16 protein-coding genes and 1 pseudogene are annotated in these 14,070 nt (G+C 61.5%); 4 read left to right on the plus strand and 13 right to left on the minus strand.

All coding sequences use genetic code 11. The features are described from left to right. Nucleotides 1–15: 15 nt before the first annotated feature. Together AC56QQ_RS29460 and AC56QQ_RS29465 are read right to left on the minus strand one after the other, a co-directional pair. Complete coding sequence (locus tag AC56QQ_RS29460) at nucleotides 16–981, minus strand: structural cement protein Gp24 (RefSeq protein WP_497124343.1); 966 nt, start codon at nucleotides 979–981, stop codon at nucleotides 16–18. Between the two features lie 73 nt (nucleotides 982–1,054). Continuing rightward, complete coding sequence (locus tag AC56QQ_RS29465) at nucleotides 1,055–2,416, minus strand: DUF2213 domain-containing protein (RefSeq protein ID WP_497124344.1); 1,362 nt, start codon at nucleotides 2,414–2,416, stop codon at nucleotides 1,055–1,057. An 817-nt stretch (nucleotides 2,417–3,233) separates the two neighbouring features. On the opposite strand from AC56QQ_RS29465, the gene AC56QQ_RS29470 reads away from it, so the two are divergent. The 3 genes from AC56QQ_RS29470 to AC56QQ_RS29480 are packed head-to-tail and all read left to right on the plus strand — an operon-like array spanning nucleotide 3,234 to nucleotide 4,280. Continuing rightward, nucleotides 3,234–3,635 carry a hypothetical protein gene (locus AC56QQ_RS29470; protein WP_497124345.1) on the plus strand — a complete coding sequence of 134 codons (402 nt, stop codon included), beginning with the start codon at nucleotides 3,234–3,236 and terminating at the stop codon, nucleotides 3,633–3,635. Between the two features lie 55 nt (nucleotides 3,636–3,690). Then, on the plus strand, nucleotides 3,691–3,969 hold the full coding sequence (locus AC56QQ_RS29475) for a type II toxin-antitoxin system RelE/ParE family toxin (RefSeq protein ID WP_497124346.1): 279 nt from the start codon (nucleotides 3,691–3,693) through the stop codon (nucleotides 3,967–3,969). After that, nucleotides 3,969–4,280: a HigA family addiction module antitoxin gene (locus tag AC56QQ_RS29480; RefSeq protein ID WP_497124347.1), complete on the plus strand. Its 312-nt coding sequence runs from the start codon at nucleotides 3,969–3,971 to the stop codon at nucleotides 4,278–4,280. The genes AC56QQ_RS29475 and AC56QQ_RS29480 overlap by 1 nt, the downstream gene beginning before the upstream one ends. Here AC56QQ_RS29480 and AC56QQ_RS29485 read toward each other — a convergent pair whose 3' ends face one another. The 11 genes and pseudogenes from AC56QQ_RS29485 to AC56QQ_RS29535 all read right to left on the minus strand — a co-directional run bounded on the left by AC56QQ_RS29485 (nucleotide 4,281) and on the right by AC56QQ_RS29535 (nucleotide 13,189). Further along, a complete protein-coding gene (locus AC56QQ_RS29485; protein ID WP_497124348.1) occupies nucleotides 4,281–4,982 on the minus strand; it encodes a putative phage head morphogenesis protein in 702 nt (233 codons plus the stop codon). It abuts the gene before it with no gap. 40 nt (nucleotides 4,983–5,022) lie between these two features. Next, nucleotides 5,023–5,184: a hypothetical protein gene (locus AC56QQ_RS29490; RefSeq protein ID WP_497124349.1), complete on the minus strand. Its 162-nt coding sequence runs from the start codon at nucleotides 5,182–5,184 to the stop codon at nucleotides 5,023–5,025. Nucleotides 5,185–5,275: 91 nt separating this feature from the next. Continuing rightward, the gene (locus AC56QQ_RS29495; RefSeq protein WP_497124350.1) at nucleotides 5,276–6,046 is read right to left on the minus strand and encodes a sulfite exporter TauE/SafE family protein; all 771 of its coding nucleotides are present in this window, start codon (nucleotides 6,044–6,046) and stop codon (nucleotides 5,276–5,278) included. Nucleotides 6,047–6,096: 50 nt separating this feature from the next. Then, on the minus strand, nucleotides 6,097–6,285 hold the full coding sequence (locus AC56QQ_RS29500) for a hypothetical protein (RefSeq protein ID WP_497124351.1): 189 nt from the start codon (nucleotides 6,283–6,285) through the stop codon (nucleotides 6,097–6,099). Nucleotides 6,286–6,373: 88 nt separating this feature from the next. After that, nucleotides 6,374–6,727: pseudogene (locus AC56QQ_RS29505) on the minus strand (YkvA family protein); the annotation flags it as partial. A 228-nt stretch (nucleotides 6,728–6,955) separates the two neighbouring features. Next, entirely contained in the window at nucleotides 6,956–8,518 is a 1,563-nt protein-coding gene (locus AC56QQ_RS29510; protein WP_497124352.1) for a DUF1073 domain-containing protein, read from the minus strand. Further along, the gene (terL, locus tag AC56QQ_RS29515) at nucleotides 8,515–10,146 is read right to left on the minus strand and encodes a phage terminase large subunit (RefSeq protein WP_497124353.1); all 1,632 of its coding nucleotides are present in this window, start codon (nucleotides 10,144–10,146) and stop codon (nucleotides 8,515–8,517) included. Before terL ends, AC56QQ_RS29510 begins: the two co-directional genes overlap by 4 nt. Before the next feature lie 4 nt (nucleotides 10,147–10,150). After that, entirely contained in the window at nucleotides 10,151–10,780 is a 630-nt protein-coding gene (locus tag AC56QQ_RS29520; RefSeq protein ID WP_497124354.1) for a helix-turn-helix domain-containing protein, read from the minus strand. A 238-nt stretch (nucleotides 10,781–11,018) separates the two neighbouring features. Further along, nucleotides 11,019–11,168, minus strand: coding sequence for a hypothetical protein (locus AC56QQ_RS29525; protein WP_497124355.1), 150 nt, complete (start codon nucleotides 11,166–11,168; stop codon nucleotides 11,019–11,021). Beyond that, entirely contained in the window at nucleotides 11,158–11,898 is a 741-nt protein-coding gene (locus AC56QQ_RS29530; RefSeq protein WP_497124356.1) for a ParB/RepB/Spo0J family partition protein, read from the minus strand. Before AC56QQ_RS29530 ends, AC56QQ_RS29525 begins: the two co-directional genes overlap by 11 nt. Further along, nucleotides 11,876–13,189, minus strand: a complete 1,314-nt coding sequence (locus AC56QQ_RS29535; protein ID WP_497124357.1) for a putative antirestriction adenine methyltransferase — start codon at nucleotides 13,187–13,189, stop codon at nucleotides 11,876–11,878. The genes AC56QQ_RS29530 and AC56QQ_RS29535 overlap by 23 nt, the downstream gene beginning before the upstream one ends. Before the next feature lie 100 nt (nucleotides 13,190–13,289). On the opposite strand from AC56QQ_RS29535, the gene AC56QQ_RS29540 reads away from it, so the two are divergent. Beyond that, on the plus strand, nucleotides 13,290–14,012 hold the full coding sequence (locus AC56QQ_RS29540; protein WP_497124358.1) for a DUF2786 domain-containing protein: 723 nt from the start codon (nucleotides 13,290–13,292) through the stop codon (nucleotides 14,010–14,012). The last annotated feature ends 58 nt before the right edge of the window (nucleotides 14,013–14,070 follow it).

The raw sequence follows: 14,070 nt of genomic DNA on the forward strand, positions 1-14,070 counted from the left end.
GGTTGACGGGAGGGGTTAGCCCCGGGACCAGGAGCTGATCTTCATCAGCTCGCCTGGCTGGGCGAAGGAACGCACGGTCCACTTGGTCTCGACGTTGGTGGCCGCGGTGAGCGCCGCCGCATTGACGACGGTGTTAGCGTCGACGGCATAGGTGCCGGCGCCGCCGGCAGCGCCGGTAAGCTGCTGGGCGATGGTGGTGACGGCACTGATGCTGGCACCGGTGAGCGTGTCGCCGACGCCGAATACACCAGTGATGGAGCCGCCGGCCGTGAGCACGCCATAAGTGCCGGCGATTACGGTGCCCGCGTCGACGTCCTGGTCGGGGATCGACACGGCATAGGTTCCGGTCTTGCCGAACGCGCCGTCGGTTTCGACGCTGGTGAGCTGGCGTACGATCTTGGTGCCGCTCGCCACATCAGTACCCGAGATGGTCGTGCCGGGATAGATCGTACCGGAGTTGAGAGCGCTCACCCCCAGCACGTTGCCCTCGATGGAGCCGACGAAGCCGGTGGTGGCGGCGGCGATCGAACCGGCCGACGTGGTCGCGCCGTTCGGGGTGCCGGTAGCCGCTGCGGTTGCCGTGCCATCCGCATAATTGGCATAGACCTTCTGGCCAACCATGGCCGGGGTGGCGCCGGCGTTCTTCACCCAGAAATCACCACCGTCGAAGACGGTGATCGGGAAGCCGGCCGGGACCAGCATGGTCGATTCCTGCAGGTATTGCTCGATCAGGCCCTGCTGCTCGCGATGTATGAAGCCCGCGACAGGACCGGTGCCGTGAGTGTTCACTACGGCCGGCGCATTGTTGGAGTCAGCCTGTTCATAGCTCAGCCAGGCAAAGCGGCCGACGATGGCACCGAACGCACCGCAGACCAGCGCGCCGGCTGCGGCCATCAGAGTGGTACGAGGATTGGTGGAAGCGAAGTCGCCCTCGACAGCCGGGGCAGGATTGTAGGCGGCTTGCGTCTGAAAACCAGACATGGGCGGTTCTCCTCATGAAAAGAGCCGGCTCTCAGGCCGGCTCGAAGGGGTTGGAATAGAAAAGTCGCTCAGCTTAAAGCGACTTGACGATGTGGGTCTTGGCGGCCGGGAACATCTCGTGGAACGAATTGACGCCGGCCGCGTCCATGGCGACGCGTGGCTGCTGCACGGGGCTGGAGCCCGGCAACGGTTGCGCCTTGAGGATGGCAGGCAGCGCCGACGGGTGAACGCCATCGATGTTGACGCCGAGCGAGGTGAGCGCGGTGCGATAGACGGCATCGGCGCTGTCATGGGCCATAGCGAGCTTGCCGATGTAAGGGCGAACCGCCTCTTCCGCAGTGCGAATTTCCTGGGCCGCCTTCAGCATCTCGGCGCGGACCTCGGTCTTGGCTTGCGCCACAGCGGCCGAGATTGCCGAGTCCATGGCCTTTTTGTCGACCTTGTCTTCGTCCTCGTCCTCGTCCTTGTCCTTCTCCGCATCCTCCGGAACTTTTTTGCGTTCCTCTTCCTCGGCGGCGTCGTCTTCGGCCCTTTTCTTCTCGGCCTCCTCGTCGTCTTCGTCCATGGCTTCCCGGACGTCGACTTCTTCGAGCGCTCCGAGAAGCGCCTCGAGGCCGTCGAGCTTGGCGTCGGCCGCCAGCTTGCCCTTGGTCGCCTTGCCCACCGCCTCGATGATGGCGGGTCGCTTGGCCTTAAAGTTTTCGCTGGTGACGCCGACGAGGGCCGCGCTGATATCGATCTTGTGATCGCTGGCGAGCTTCGGCATGACGTGGGCAAGGATCGCGCCGTGGGCGACGGACGCCATGCGCGACAGCAGTGCTGTTTTCTTCATCTCGATGATCTCCATTTTGCTGTCGCCGACGACTACATCAGGCCCGGCGCGGCCTTCCTCAACCAAGGCGACGTGATTTGCGGAAATGTCCCGCATCACGCCGTCGTAGGGTTCTCCAGCCAGAGTGCCGGGCGTCATGTCGGCCCGGTAGCGGTAGCTGCTCGATAGTTCTTTCTGCCGATCGGATTCGATCAGCGCGATTGCCGCCCCGTCCCAGATGCTGAGCGGCGCAATGAGATAGGGCGCATGGAACTCGACGGCGTCGCCGAGCGCTCCGACCACGGCTTCGCGCGGGTGGTCCTTGGCGCTGACGGGAATGTGCTTCAAGAGCAGCGGCTTGCCGACGAAGCTCAGCGCGGCTTTCGCCAGCTCGTCCGCGTCGCGATACAGGCGGTACACCCCTTCGGGATCGAGGCCGAGCGCTTCGAAATCCGGAATTTCGCGGCCGTAGTACGGGCATACGTTGGCCTTGGAGATCGGAGTCATCTCGACGCGCAGATGACCGTCCTGATCGAACGTCCGCACGCTGTTGCGATCCATGGCCAGTCCATCGTGGGTCGCGACGGGCTCCGGCTCGATGTCTTCCTTCGAGATGGCAGGCATACGTTCAATACCCATGTTCTAATGAAGCTGTGCATGCGCTTTCCGCTTGCATTGTTCAGGTGATTGCGTTGCTGCCGAATAGGCCGGCCGGATTCCCAACGAATTGGCGAGAAACCCGGCAGCCGGAAGTTAACCGCAATATCCGAGGTCAGCATTGACGCAGATGTGACTTGGCCAGCACAGCATAAGCCGCTTATGTCGTTCCGGCAGCTTCTCCTAATACTCGTCCCTGTCGCTCGGTGCCGAGGCTGGTCTCATGTTTCGAAACCCACTCCTGAAAGATATGCTGGCGCTTATCGGTGGGTCGCTTGGCCTGTTTATGGTGGCCGTTCTGGTCGGCAATCTCACGGGGTATATGCTTGGACGTATCCCGCATGATCATATGATTCCCGCTGGAATCGGCAGCGGTCTGGCTGGAGTTATTTTCGGCGGTTTTCGCGTCTGTTGCAGAGCATACGATCGACGTGTTGCGGCTGCCTTGCAGGCGGATAGGAAGCCTTAATGCCGCTCGGGTCGCAACCGACCATGGCCTTTGTCGCGGCGGTTATGATCTGTCTTGCGCCTGCCAATGCCGATGCGGTCGATTGGCGGGATATACAACCGCTACAGCAAGAAATCTTTTCAAGCTGACCGTCGTGGCGACTTCAAAAGTGCCGCCCACGCCGCCGAACAATGTGTGACGATGTCATCGGCGGAGTCCGCTGAATTGCCCTGCTACTGCGCATACTACCTCAGCTCTGCACTCAGATTGGGAAAGGGCCTCCCACGCGACCAAGATCGCGCCTTCTCTCTCCTAAAGAGCGTCACGGCGAAGGATATGGATGACGAGGCCGCACTGGCCTTGGTCGAGAGCTACCTGGACGGAGCAGGCACGCCTCATGACGCAATTGAGGCGGGGATTGTGTTCTGGCGGGCTGAGCACGGCGCTTGGTCGATTTACAGCCCCTATTGGGGCATGTGTAACGAATGCGGAGAGTTCCATAGATACGAGCGGCTTGTCGCCTACCGGATCGCACGAGAACTTACGGCAGAGGAGAAGCAAGCGGCCGAAAGTCTCGCCATTGCACGTTTCCCGGCAATAGCAGAGCGAGTCAAACGTCGAGACGCCCAGATCGAGTGGATGAAGGCCCTGCTACCGGGCGTCGGCTGTCTGATTTGGTGGCGGCGTCGATCGCGTAACGCTTTAGCCAAGGTGCTCAGAATCCCCCATAAAATGTAAGGTGATACCTCACATTTTGGTTGACTTTTGTAAGGTGACGCCTTACAGTCCCTGCATGATCCGGTCATTCCGAAACAAAGTCCTGCAACGCTTCTTTGAGACCGGCAATCCCCGCGGCCTCAGCGTTCAAGACGACAAACGGGTTGCCCGTATCCTTCGGGCTTTGGAAGCAGCCTCAAAGCCGGAAGATATGGACCTTCCCGGCTATCGATTCCATGGTCTATCGGGCGATCAGAAGGGGCGCTATTCCGTTCGAGTGAACGGAAACTGGCGCATCACCTTCGGTTGGGACGGAGAAGACATTATCGAGGTCGAACTAGAGGATTACCACTGATGAACACGACATCCATCAAGCGCGGCCTGCCCGCTATGCACCCCGGCGAGCTTCTGCGCGAAGACATTATCCCGGCGCTCGACAAGTCGAAGACCGAGATCGCCAAGCTGCTCGGTATCTCGAGGCGCACGCTCTACGACATCCTGGACGAGAAGCAGCCTGTCACCGTCCCTATGGCGCTGCGCCTCGGCAAGCTGATCGGCAACGGTCCGGTGCTTTGGCTCAATCTCCAGCGCACCTATGACCTCGAACGGGCAGAGAAGGCGCTGAGCGCCGAGATCGAAGCCATCCCGACGCTGCATACGGCGTGATCAGCTGAACCCCTTGAGGACCGGCTTGCCGACGCACCGGCAGCCGGGCTCCTCGCCGTGCCTGATGAAGCGCTTTACCGCCGGGTCGTACCAGCCAGTCGAAATCTTGTAGCGGACCTTCTCACGGCCAGCCTGGACGTGCGTGGGGCGAGGTTCTTTCCCGCCGCCGCTGTGATGCCATTCGGCTTCGTCGATGCCGAGTTCCAGTTCGCGCGCCGTGTTGAAGGCCGACGTCGCCTTGTTGTTCTGGTCGAGCGCGATGAAGGCCGCGCGCCGCCTCGAGATGCCGGAGAAGCGCTCCAGCTCGTCCACGAGGCCGGCAAGGTCGCGGCCGGTTTGCACCGAGCGCATGACCGCGCCTTCGACTTGGTCGAAATACTGCGACGGGATCGACCTGATCAGCGAGACGTTGGCGTTGACCGTCGCGTCGACAACGTCGCGCATCGCCGCCGTCATCTTGAATTCGACCGAGATGCCGCCGTCGCGCAGGATCTTGCGGAGCGCCGCACTCGATCGTTTCTCGACCGAGAGCGCGAAATAGTCGCCCAGCCGATCCGATGCGATGTCGAAGCGCTTGGTCCACTGCGCGGCAAGCTTGCGGATCGATCGGCGCAGCGCATCCGCCGGCGTCTCGTCCTGCGCCATACGGGGCGTATTGGCCCGGTAGGAGGCTTTGAGCCAGTAGACCACGCTATCGCTCATGACATCGATCAGGCGCGTCAGGCGGCTCCGGTAGGCCGCCTCAATCCCGGCGTTTGGCCGGACCGGGCGCAGAACCTTTTCGTTCCGCTTTGCCGTCCGTCGACTTTGCAGGCTGGACATCACGATCCCTCAGCGTCTCGGCGATCTCGCGATCGTCGGGCGTCTGTGCTTTGAGGAGTTCCCAGAGGTTGAGCGTGATCAAGCGGCCTTAGCCTTGGTCGAGGACTTCCGAGCTTTATCGCTCGAATCCTGCTCCACGCCAAGGTCCTGGTCATCACGTCGAAATCTGCGACCTATTCGTGCCGCCAAACCTTATACGCCGAAACGGCTAGGACTGCCGCCAAGGTTGGCAATAGGACTTGCTCCGGCACAATGCCTAGTAACCGCCCGCCGATGAACGTTCCGACGATTGAGCCAGCTGCCATGACAAGCAGGAACGTCTTGTTCCTGCCGATGACCGAAAAGCTCTGGTCGCGGCTGTACCGCGTGAAGCCGACAAGCATGGTTGGAAGGCTCACAGCAAGCGACAGCGACCCCGCCAGCTTGATGTCAGCGCCAAAGAACAGAACCAGGGTCGGGATCAGCAGTTCACCGCCTGCAACACCCAAAAGGGACGCCACGACGCCAATTACAAAACCAGCGAGGATTCCCGCGATGAGCAGCAAGACGCCGCTGAAAAACGGCACTCCGGTAGCGCTCGGATCATGGCCGAAGCTCAGAACGGCTGCGATCACCACCAGCAAGCCGGCAATCACCTTGTAAAGTGTCTCCGACTTCAATTGGGTTGCCCAACCTGCGCCGAACCAAGCGCCTATAAGACTGCCGGCCAACAGATTGAGTATGATAGGCCATTGCGCCGCCACCGCGCCTAGCGGCACGGTCGCAGCCCGAAACGGCAATGCCGTGGCAACGACAACCAGGCTAGTTGCCTTATTCAAGATCACGGCTTCAAGGGCTGCGAACCGAAACAGGCCAATAAGGAACGGCAGGCGAAACTCCGCCCCGCCAAGGCCGATCAAACCACCAAGCGAACCGACGCCAGTTCCAACGACAAAGGGCAGCATTCCGCGTCGACCGTCATGTGCAGGCGCCATGTGCCGTGATTGTATCTTCCTCAAGCGGTACCGGTAGGGTCCATGGCGGGAGCGGCACTATCCGCCTCCGCCTTGGGATTGGCAACACCAGCGTTCCAGATAAACCGTTCCAGGTTGAGAACGGTTTCGACAATGGTCTCGGGGTGGATACCATCGTCGCGGCCGAACATCTCAAGCAAGCCGAGGCGGATTTCGCAAGCCTCGTTCATGCTGCGTCGTCCTACCTTCCCCGGACCTGCCAAGGTCCTTGATCATCGGTCGTGGGTCAGTTTGAGATTTGCGCCGGCAAAAAAACCAAGCCAGCGCGACAGCCGCAACAACCCAGACCGCGAAGATGAACGCCAGCCCTGCCTTGCTCGTCGGCTTTTCGCGTCGTGTCGCTTCGGCTCGGAACTCTGCCATGAGATCGGGCGGCACCAACTTGACGGCAAGCATGATGCCGAGCGGAACAATGATGAGATCGTCCAGATAGCCGATGATCGGAATGAAGTCCGGTATCAGGTCGATAGGGCTTAGAGCGTAGGCCGCCACCGCGCCGGCAGTGGCCTTTGCATACCAGGGTACGCGCGGATCGCGCGCGGCAAGGTAGAGCGCCACGACATCACGCTTGATATTTCGCGCCCATTGTTTGGCAGAGTTGATAATGTTCAGGTTATCGCTCGCTTCTTGTACGGGCCGCGCACCACTAGCTTGTCGGCTTCCATCGCTTCGATCAGCGCCACAATGTCGGCGATTTCCCAACGCTCGTCAGCCACGCCATTGGTCATTGCTGGACTCGCAACGTCGCATGGATGCGCACAAAATTGGAGTCCATGAAATGAGCGCTACGGCGTTGGTGTGAGCCTCCACCGGGTGAAGCGCGCATGTGCACCTGCACGGTCAAGTACTGGCGTTCGTGCCACCTTTCGGCGCAAGGCCGTCCTCTTCCTCTTCCAGCAGATCGGGCAGGTCCTCGACGTCGATCGACGAGAAGTCCGAGTCCGGGTCGGCGGCAACGCGCTTGCGCGATTCCTCGGGCGAGATCACGCCCGCGTCGATCAGCACCACGTCGCGCTCGGCCTTGGTCTTTTCGACCTCGGCCGCTTCCTTCTCATTCGTCTCCTCGAGTTTCTCGAACTCGAAGTCGATGCCCGGATCGGGCTCGCCCCAAAGCGAGATCATCACCAGGCCGAGCAGGCGGTGCAGAGGGTGCCGGAACAGGTGTTCCTGGAACGAGTGCACGTAGTCGTTGAAAACCCTGATCTCGCCCTCGGAGGAGGCGTTCAGGCCCGCCGGCTGGGTGCCGAGCAGCTTGACCAGCGGGATATGGCTGACAGAGGCCATGTGCTCCTGCGACTGCGCCCGGAGCATGTCGAGGCCGGAGAGCGACGCGGAGACGTTCTTGAAGTCTTCCGTGTCCTTGTCGATCATCATCAGGCCGCGATTGGACCTGACCAAATTGAAAAGTTCGGCGCGCTTGAAGAGCTGGTCGCCATCCGCCTGCAGGGTTTCCTGCAAGTTGCTCGCCAGGACAAACACCGTGAAGGCGCTGATGATGTCGTTCACCGACTGGCGCGTCTCCAGCCAGTTGTCGACATAGGGCTTCACCATCTGCGACAGCGACAGGCCGCCGAAGGAATAGGTCGGCTTCAACAGGTCGGGCACTTCGCGCCCGATGAGGGTGATCAGCCGCGTGGTGTGAACGACCTTGGCCTGCACATACCAGCTGTCGGGCCGATACCAGTTGTCCTTGAGCGGATCGTTCGAGTTGTAGGCCGTCGGATAGCACCACACCGCCTCGACGGTGCGCAGCGCCTCGATTGGATTCTTCGCGAGCTTGGCGATGCTAAGCTTGTTCCAGCCGGTCCCGATCGGCTTCTGCAACTCCTCGGGGCTATCCGTATCGCCGGTATCGATGTAAATGTGCCCGCGGCCGAAGAAGCTATCTTGCTCAGCTGCTCGGCAGAACAGGTCGCGCACATTGAGGCGCTTGAACTCGGCCTCGAGCTGTTTGATCTTTTCCGACTTGTCGTCGCCTTCGATCGAGGTGAAGCGGATCCATTTCCGCGTCATCTCGCTGGCGATGGTCTCCGAGATCACTCGATATTCCGGCCGTTGCGCTAGTTCCGACAGATAGGCATAGCCGAGGAACGTGATGCCCTCCGTGAAATAGCCGCTCAGCGCGAAGCTGTTGGCCCAGGTCTGGACGCCGCCAATGGCGCTGTCCATCGCGAGGCCTTTGCTCTCAGGCCCAACGCCAGTCGGGTGCTGGGGCGAGGTGAAGACCTTCACCGGCCCCGATAGTGCGGCCTTCTGAGCGCGCATCGCCGACAGCATCGCATCCGAGATGCGCATGGGCGAGCGCGCACCAGGTGGCGTCGCGGCCGGCGGCACCGGGCGGGCAGGCGCGACAGGCTTGCGCTTGAACAGGCCGCGCGCTGCGCGGAAAAGCCTCCTGATCATCGGTTGCCCGGCTGGGCAGCGCGCCGAAGGACGTCGTCGCTGATCACCATGGCCCCCTTGATGTTGAGTAGCCTCGTAAAGGCGCCGGAAGATGCGTCGACCTGGTCCATCAGCTTGGAGGCTGGGAACAGGCAGAGTTCGTCGAGGTAGAGCGTGTTCCACTCGCCTTCGACGATGTAGACGTTGCCGTGCTCGCACTGAGCCGCGAACGGCTCGGCGCGCGTGATCTTGTCGCCGGTCTCGCCCTCGGCATGCACCTTGTAGCCGGCGAGCTGGGCGACGAAGTCCTGCACCTGCGCCTTGCCCGCCTGACCAGGATCCTGCGGCAGGCTGATGTGGACAGTCTTGCCGTCGAGCGTCGCTTGCGTCTCGATGGTCTTGCGGACCGACTTGCCTTCCTCGCGAAGCGTCACGACATGGCCGACATAGTACCGGCCCTCGGGACCGCGGCCGAGCTTGACGCCGGCGGTGCGCGCACCAGTGCCGCCTCGAGTACCGGCCAAGTCCCAATGCCGAACCCAGACCGTGCCCTTGGGGGCTTGCCTGACGATGCGCCCCTCGAACCATGCGCGCTGGAACATGCCGCCGGCGCGCGGCGCTGGCCGCTGCTGATACTGACCGGCGACGGCATACGACGTCATGTCGTTGTAGAGCTGCTTCAACTCCTCTGGAGGGAAGCGGATCGGATCGAGGATTTCGCCGTCTACGGTGCGAGGATCCTGGCGCCAGACGAGCTGGAGCTTGATGGCCTCGATTTCGGTGCGGCGCTCGGCCGGGAGATTGTCGTTCTCGCCGTACCAGTGCTGCTTGCTGGCGTCGTAGCGCGCCAGGATCGGCTCGCCGACGGAGCTGGCCACCTTGATCGGGGTGTAGCAGCAGCGGTCGGGCTCGAACTGCATCGGCAGGCAGAGATGAACATAATCCATCTTGCCGTCGAGGATGACGCCGGTCACGTCCGCCTCATGCAAGCGCTGCATGATGACGATGATGACGCTGCGTTTCTGGTCGTTCAGGCGGTTCTGCGCGCCCTCACGAAATTTGCGGGTCGTTGCCGTGCGCTCGTTGGCCGATTCCGCCGTCTCCGTCGAATGCGGATCGTCGATGATCAGGCGATCGCCGCGCTGCGAGGTCAGCGAGCCGAAGGAAACGCCTTCGCGCGTGCCGGTGTTGTCGTTGGCAAACGACGTCTCGGCTCTGCGGCTGAGATGAACCTCCGGCCAGCGCTCCTGGTACCAGGTCGACAGGATCAGATCGCGGCATTTGCGGGTGTCGCGGTTGACCGGCCCGTCATTGTAGGCCGTCGACAGATACCGCATGCCAGGACGGCCTGCCGGTCCCCATTCCCATGCCTGCAACAGCACCGAGACGAGCAGCGATTTCGACGTACCGGGCGGCACGTTGATGACGAGACGGTTGCGCAGACCGAGTTCGAGGAAGCGTCCCTCGACCAGCGCCTGGAGATGGTCGCAGACCACCTGCATGTGCCAGTTCCAGATCAGCGGCGTCTCGGGCTCTAGCTCGACCCACGCGATCTTGACGAACTCGGCGAACGATCCCTTGGCTCGTCGACGATCGTTCTCGATGCGCAGTTCCGAGGCGGTGGCGCGCGCGGCAGTGGCATGCGCCATTCAGTTACCTCGGCGCTTTCGCCTTTTCCCGCTCCTCGCGCGCCTCTTCGATCGCCAGCATCTGCGCGATCTCTGCGTCGCTATAGCCGGAGAGGTCGGGCTTTTCACGGGTCTCGACCGGGCCGCCGTTCTTGCCGGTGGTTTCGACACGGCGCACATAGCCGCGCTCTTTGCCCATCAATTCGAGATACCACCGAACCGTCTGCATCTCGCCCGAGCGGATGGCTATGACCACTCGACCCTCGGCGACGTCGAGGAGTTCTTCCTTGATGTCGGCCGCTGCTTCCTGGATTTCAGGATGGTCCTTGAGGAACAGGTAGAGCGTCGACCGGCTGACGTTCAGCTTCTCGGCCGCCACCGTCTTGATGCCACCGCACTGGCGCAGCATCTCGATGACGCGATTGACGTCTTTGTCGGTCAAGACAGGTGGATTGCCACCCTTTTTCGGTTCCGCTGCCTTGGGCTCCGGTGCCGGTTCGGGAGCGGCCTTTGCAGCAGGCTTCGGCTTGCGAGACGTTGCCTTGCCGCCCGCCGGCTTCTTTGCCGCCTCGGCCTCCGGCTTCGACTTTGCAGCAGCAGGCCTGGCTTTGCCCTTCGGCTTCGATGCCGTCACGGACGCCTTGGTCTTGATCACTGGTCGACTCGCGCGCGTGAGTGTCCGAGTTGTCCGAGATGACTGTTTTTTTTGCCAGCCAGATCCCAACCCATGAACACCAAGCCACGAGGGGTGTTGTAGACAGCCAAACCATCCCGCAAAGCCTTGACAGGCTTGCGATTGGCCAACATGCGCAGAAATGCACGACCCATAATGCTTGATGCTGCGACCACGCTAACCACCGCCACTGCGTTACACACACACGAATGCATGCCGATCACACAAACAGGACGTGTGCGAGACAGACGAGGAAGCCGAACGCGAACAGTGCGCCGACGATGATTGCCGGCATGGCGAAAGCGGGCGCGGCCGGCGTTGCGGCGGGCTCGGAGAAAGCGCCGCGCAGATTGGGAAGCTCACGCCGCATCAGGTTTGTCCTCCGCTTCGGCTTCGAGTTGATCGAGCCGCTCGCCGGCAAGGCGCGCCATGGCTGCGAGAGCAATGCCCGAGTTGACGATGTTGAGCCCCTGCTTGGTGCGAACGATGGTGTCGAAGAAGTCGTCGAACCTCGACTGCGGGGCGGCATGGATGCGGAAGCGCTTCGCCCTCTTGGCGATGGCATCCATCTCGATCTCGAACTGCACGCGGTCCTCGGGGAGGAAGGCGAACAGCAGCTCGTCGTATTTGATGTTGGCGCCGCCGAGCGCCGCCGCACCTGGTCCCTTGTCGCCAGAGAGCACGCTGTCATCGAGACCGGAAAACTTCTTCGCATCGATATCGAGCGAGGCGTACAGCTGGGCCAGCAGCGACTGGTCGTCTTCGCCGTTGATCGAGTTGTGGCTGAGCTGGATCGCCACCTTGCGCTTTTCGCTCAAATGCGAGGTGATGACGAGCGCGTCGACCAGCGGCAAGCCGGCCTCAATCGCGGCGGCGGTGCGGTGATGTCCGGACAGGATCTCGAGAGAGCCGTCCTTGTCCTGGCACACCAGGACCGTGGTGGTCAGACGGCCGTCGATTTTGACGTTCTCGATAAGGCGCTTGAACATGGCAGGCGCCATGTAGTGCGCGTTCTTCTCGCGACGCCTGAGCGCCTTCGGGTCAACCTGCCGCGCCTCGACGTCGAGAGACTTCCAGTCAACGGTTGAAGTGCTTGCCATACCACCACTCGAACGCTTGTTGCGGCGTCTCATCGATGCGGGCGCCGACGTAGTGCAGTCTGAATTTGCCTTCCGGCCCGTCGATCTCTTCGCGCTTGGTCTGCTCGAAGATGCCGCGATATTTCATCGAGACCGGATGGTCCGAGAACGCTGACGTCTGCACCTTGTTGAAGCGGTCGATGAAGCGCTTCCCCAGGTCGCGCAGGATCTCGCCATTGCAGGCGAGCCTGGTGACAAGCTTCGACAGCCTGCCCTCACGCGAGATCGAGAAATCCGACAGCAGGTAGATCGACTGGCGTGCGAATTTGTCGAGGTTGTAGATCAGCCCGCCGACCAGCATGTCATCGACGCGCACCAGGTAGTTCACCATGCCGGGCGTGTGGGTGATGCCCTTTTTCAGGTAGACGTCCTTGAGGAACGTCATCTGAGCCGCGTCGGCCCGGGCGATCGTCACCACCGAATCCGGCTTGATCTTGTCGAGGTCGATCGGCTTGTAGCGGAAGGGAGCCGACCGCGGCACCAGTTGCAGGTACGACGACTTGCCCGTCGACACGTAGCAGTAGTGCGGGTGGCCCCGGCCGGAGACGAATTCCAGCTCCGGTTTCAGATCGTCGTAAATCTGGTCCGAGAGGATGCAGTAAGGGACGCCCGCCTGCCGCACGCGCTCGATGAGACCGCGCAGCGCCTTGGGGTCGAACAGCTCATATCGGGGAGCGTCCCATTTGATGTTCTCGGCCAGGAACTCGAACATCTTTTCGTAGCCGCCCTTGTAGAACGGCGGATAGGAGAAGATCGCGGCCTTGCGCTCGATCGCCTCGTCCAGATGCTCGATCCAGTCGCGCGGCGAATAGCTCTTGATCGATATCATCCCCGGCAGCTTGCGGACCTTTTCCAAGGTGCGCTCGACATAGCCGGCGAAGTTCGCGACCAGGTGGTTGCGGTGGCTGGTCTTATAGACGTTGGCCTTGCCGCTGGCGAAGCGGCCGAGATTGAAGGCGACGGCCAGCGCTGCGAGGCGCTGATCAGGTTCCCTGAAATCGAACTCGTTCACGAAGTCGAGCGCGCCGTGGAATTCGTAGTCGATCGGCTTGCCCAGCACATAGCCGGCAATCGCTGAGGAGTAGAGGCTGACGTCGTTCGAGTGCATCTCGACGCCGGGGAATGTGGCGATCGTGATCTGCTCGAACCGGAACGTTCCCGAGCAGCAATTGTAGACCCGACCCCACTTGTCGACCTCGGAGACGCGAAGGATTTGCGCGATGCATTCCCTCGGAACAACGCCCTGAAACATAACGCCAAAAGCCTTGTTTTTTCTCTTGCATTAGGGGTGTAACCAAATAAGTTACTTGTAACCAAATTGGTTACATCAACCCCTACCACGGAGACCCAAGATGACCGAACAGCAGAAGAAAATGGCAGCCAAGATCAAGGCTTTGCTCGCCAAGACGACCGACGCAGGCGCCACCGAAGCCGAGGCTTTCGAGGCAATGGCGAAGGCTCGCGAATTGATGGACAAGTATGGCCTGACGAAGGCGCAGATCGAACTCGACGCCGAGACGATCGCGGCTCAGAAAACCAAGCGCGACAACTTCAAAACCTACGTGATCAAGGACCATCTGGCCCTGGAAGTCGGCCGCTACTGCGACTGCAAAGTCTGGCTCGCAAAGAAGGAAGACACGATGACCTTCTTCGGCACCGAGCAGGACCGCCAGTTTGCAATCTGGCTGGTCGAAAGCCTCGACCTTTTCGTCCGCAACCAGACCGTCCGCTTTATGACCGAGCGCTACAATCGCGGCGGCGCCGGGCCTTGGGACGTTCAGAAGGGCTTCATGGTCGGCTGCATCAGCCGCATCAATGAGCGCCTGCACCGGCTCTCGAATGAGCGCGAGCAGGCCGCTCGGCCGAATGGTCGGGGCAACTCGCTGGTCATCGTGAAAATGGCCTTGGTCAACAAGGCATTCGGCCAGATCGGCTTGAAGCTCCGCAAGGGCTCCCACAGCGGCGGAATGAAGGGCGACGGCAGCGCTTTCAGCGCCGGTCGGGCTGCTGGCGACCGCGCCACGTTCAACCGCCCGATCAACGGCGGCGCAGGAACGCGCGCCATCTCTGGCTGATCAGAATCGGGGGTGTTTGGGTAGCGGCCACAGAAGAATCAGGCTGCCTGTTTTTTGC

This window comes from Mesorhizobium sp. RCAM 05099, assembly GCF_059683685.1.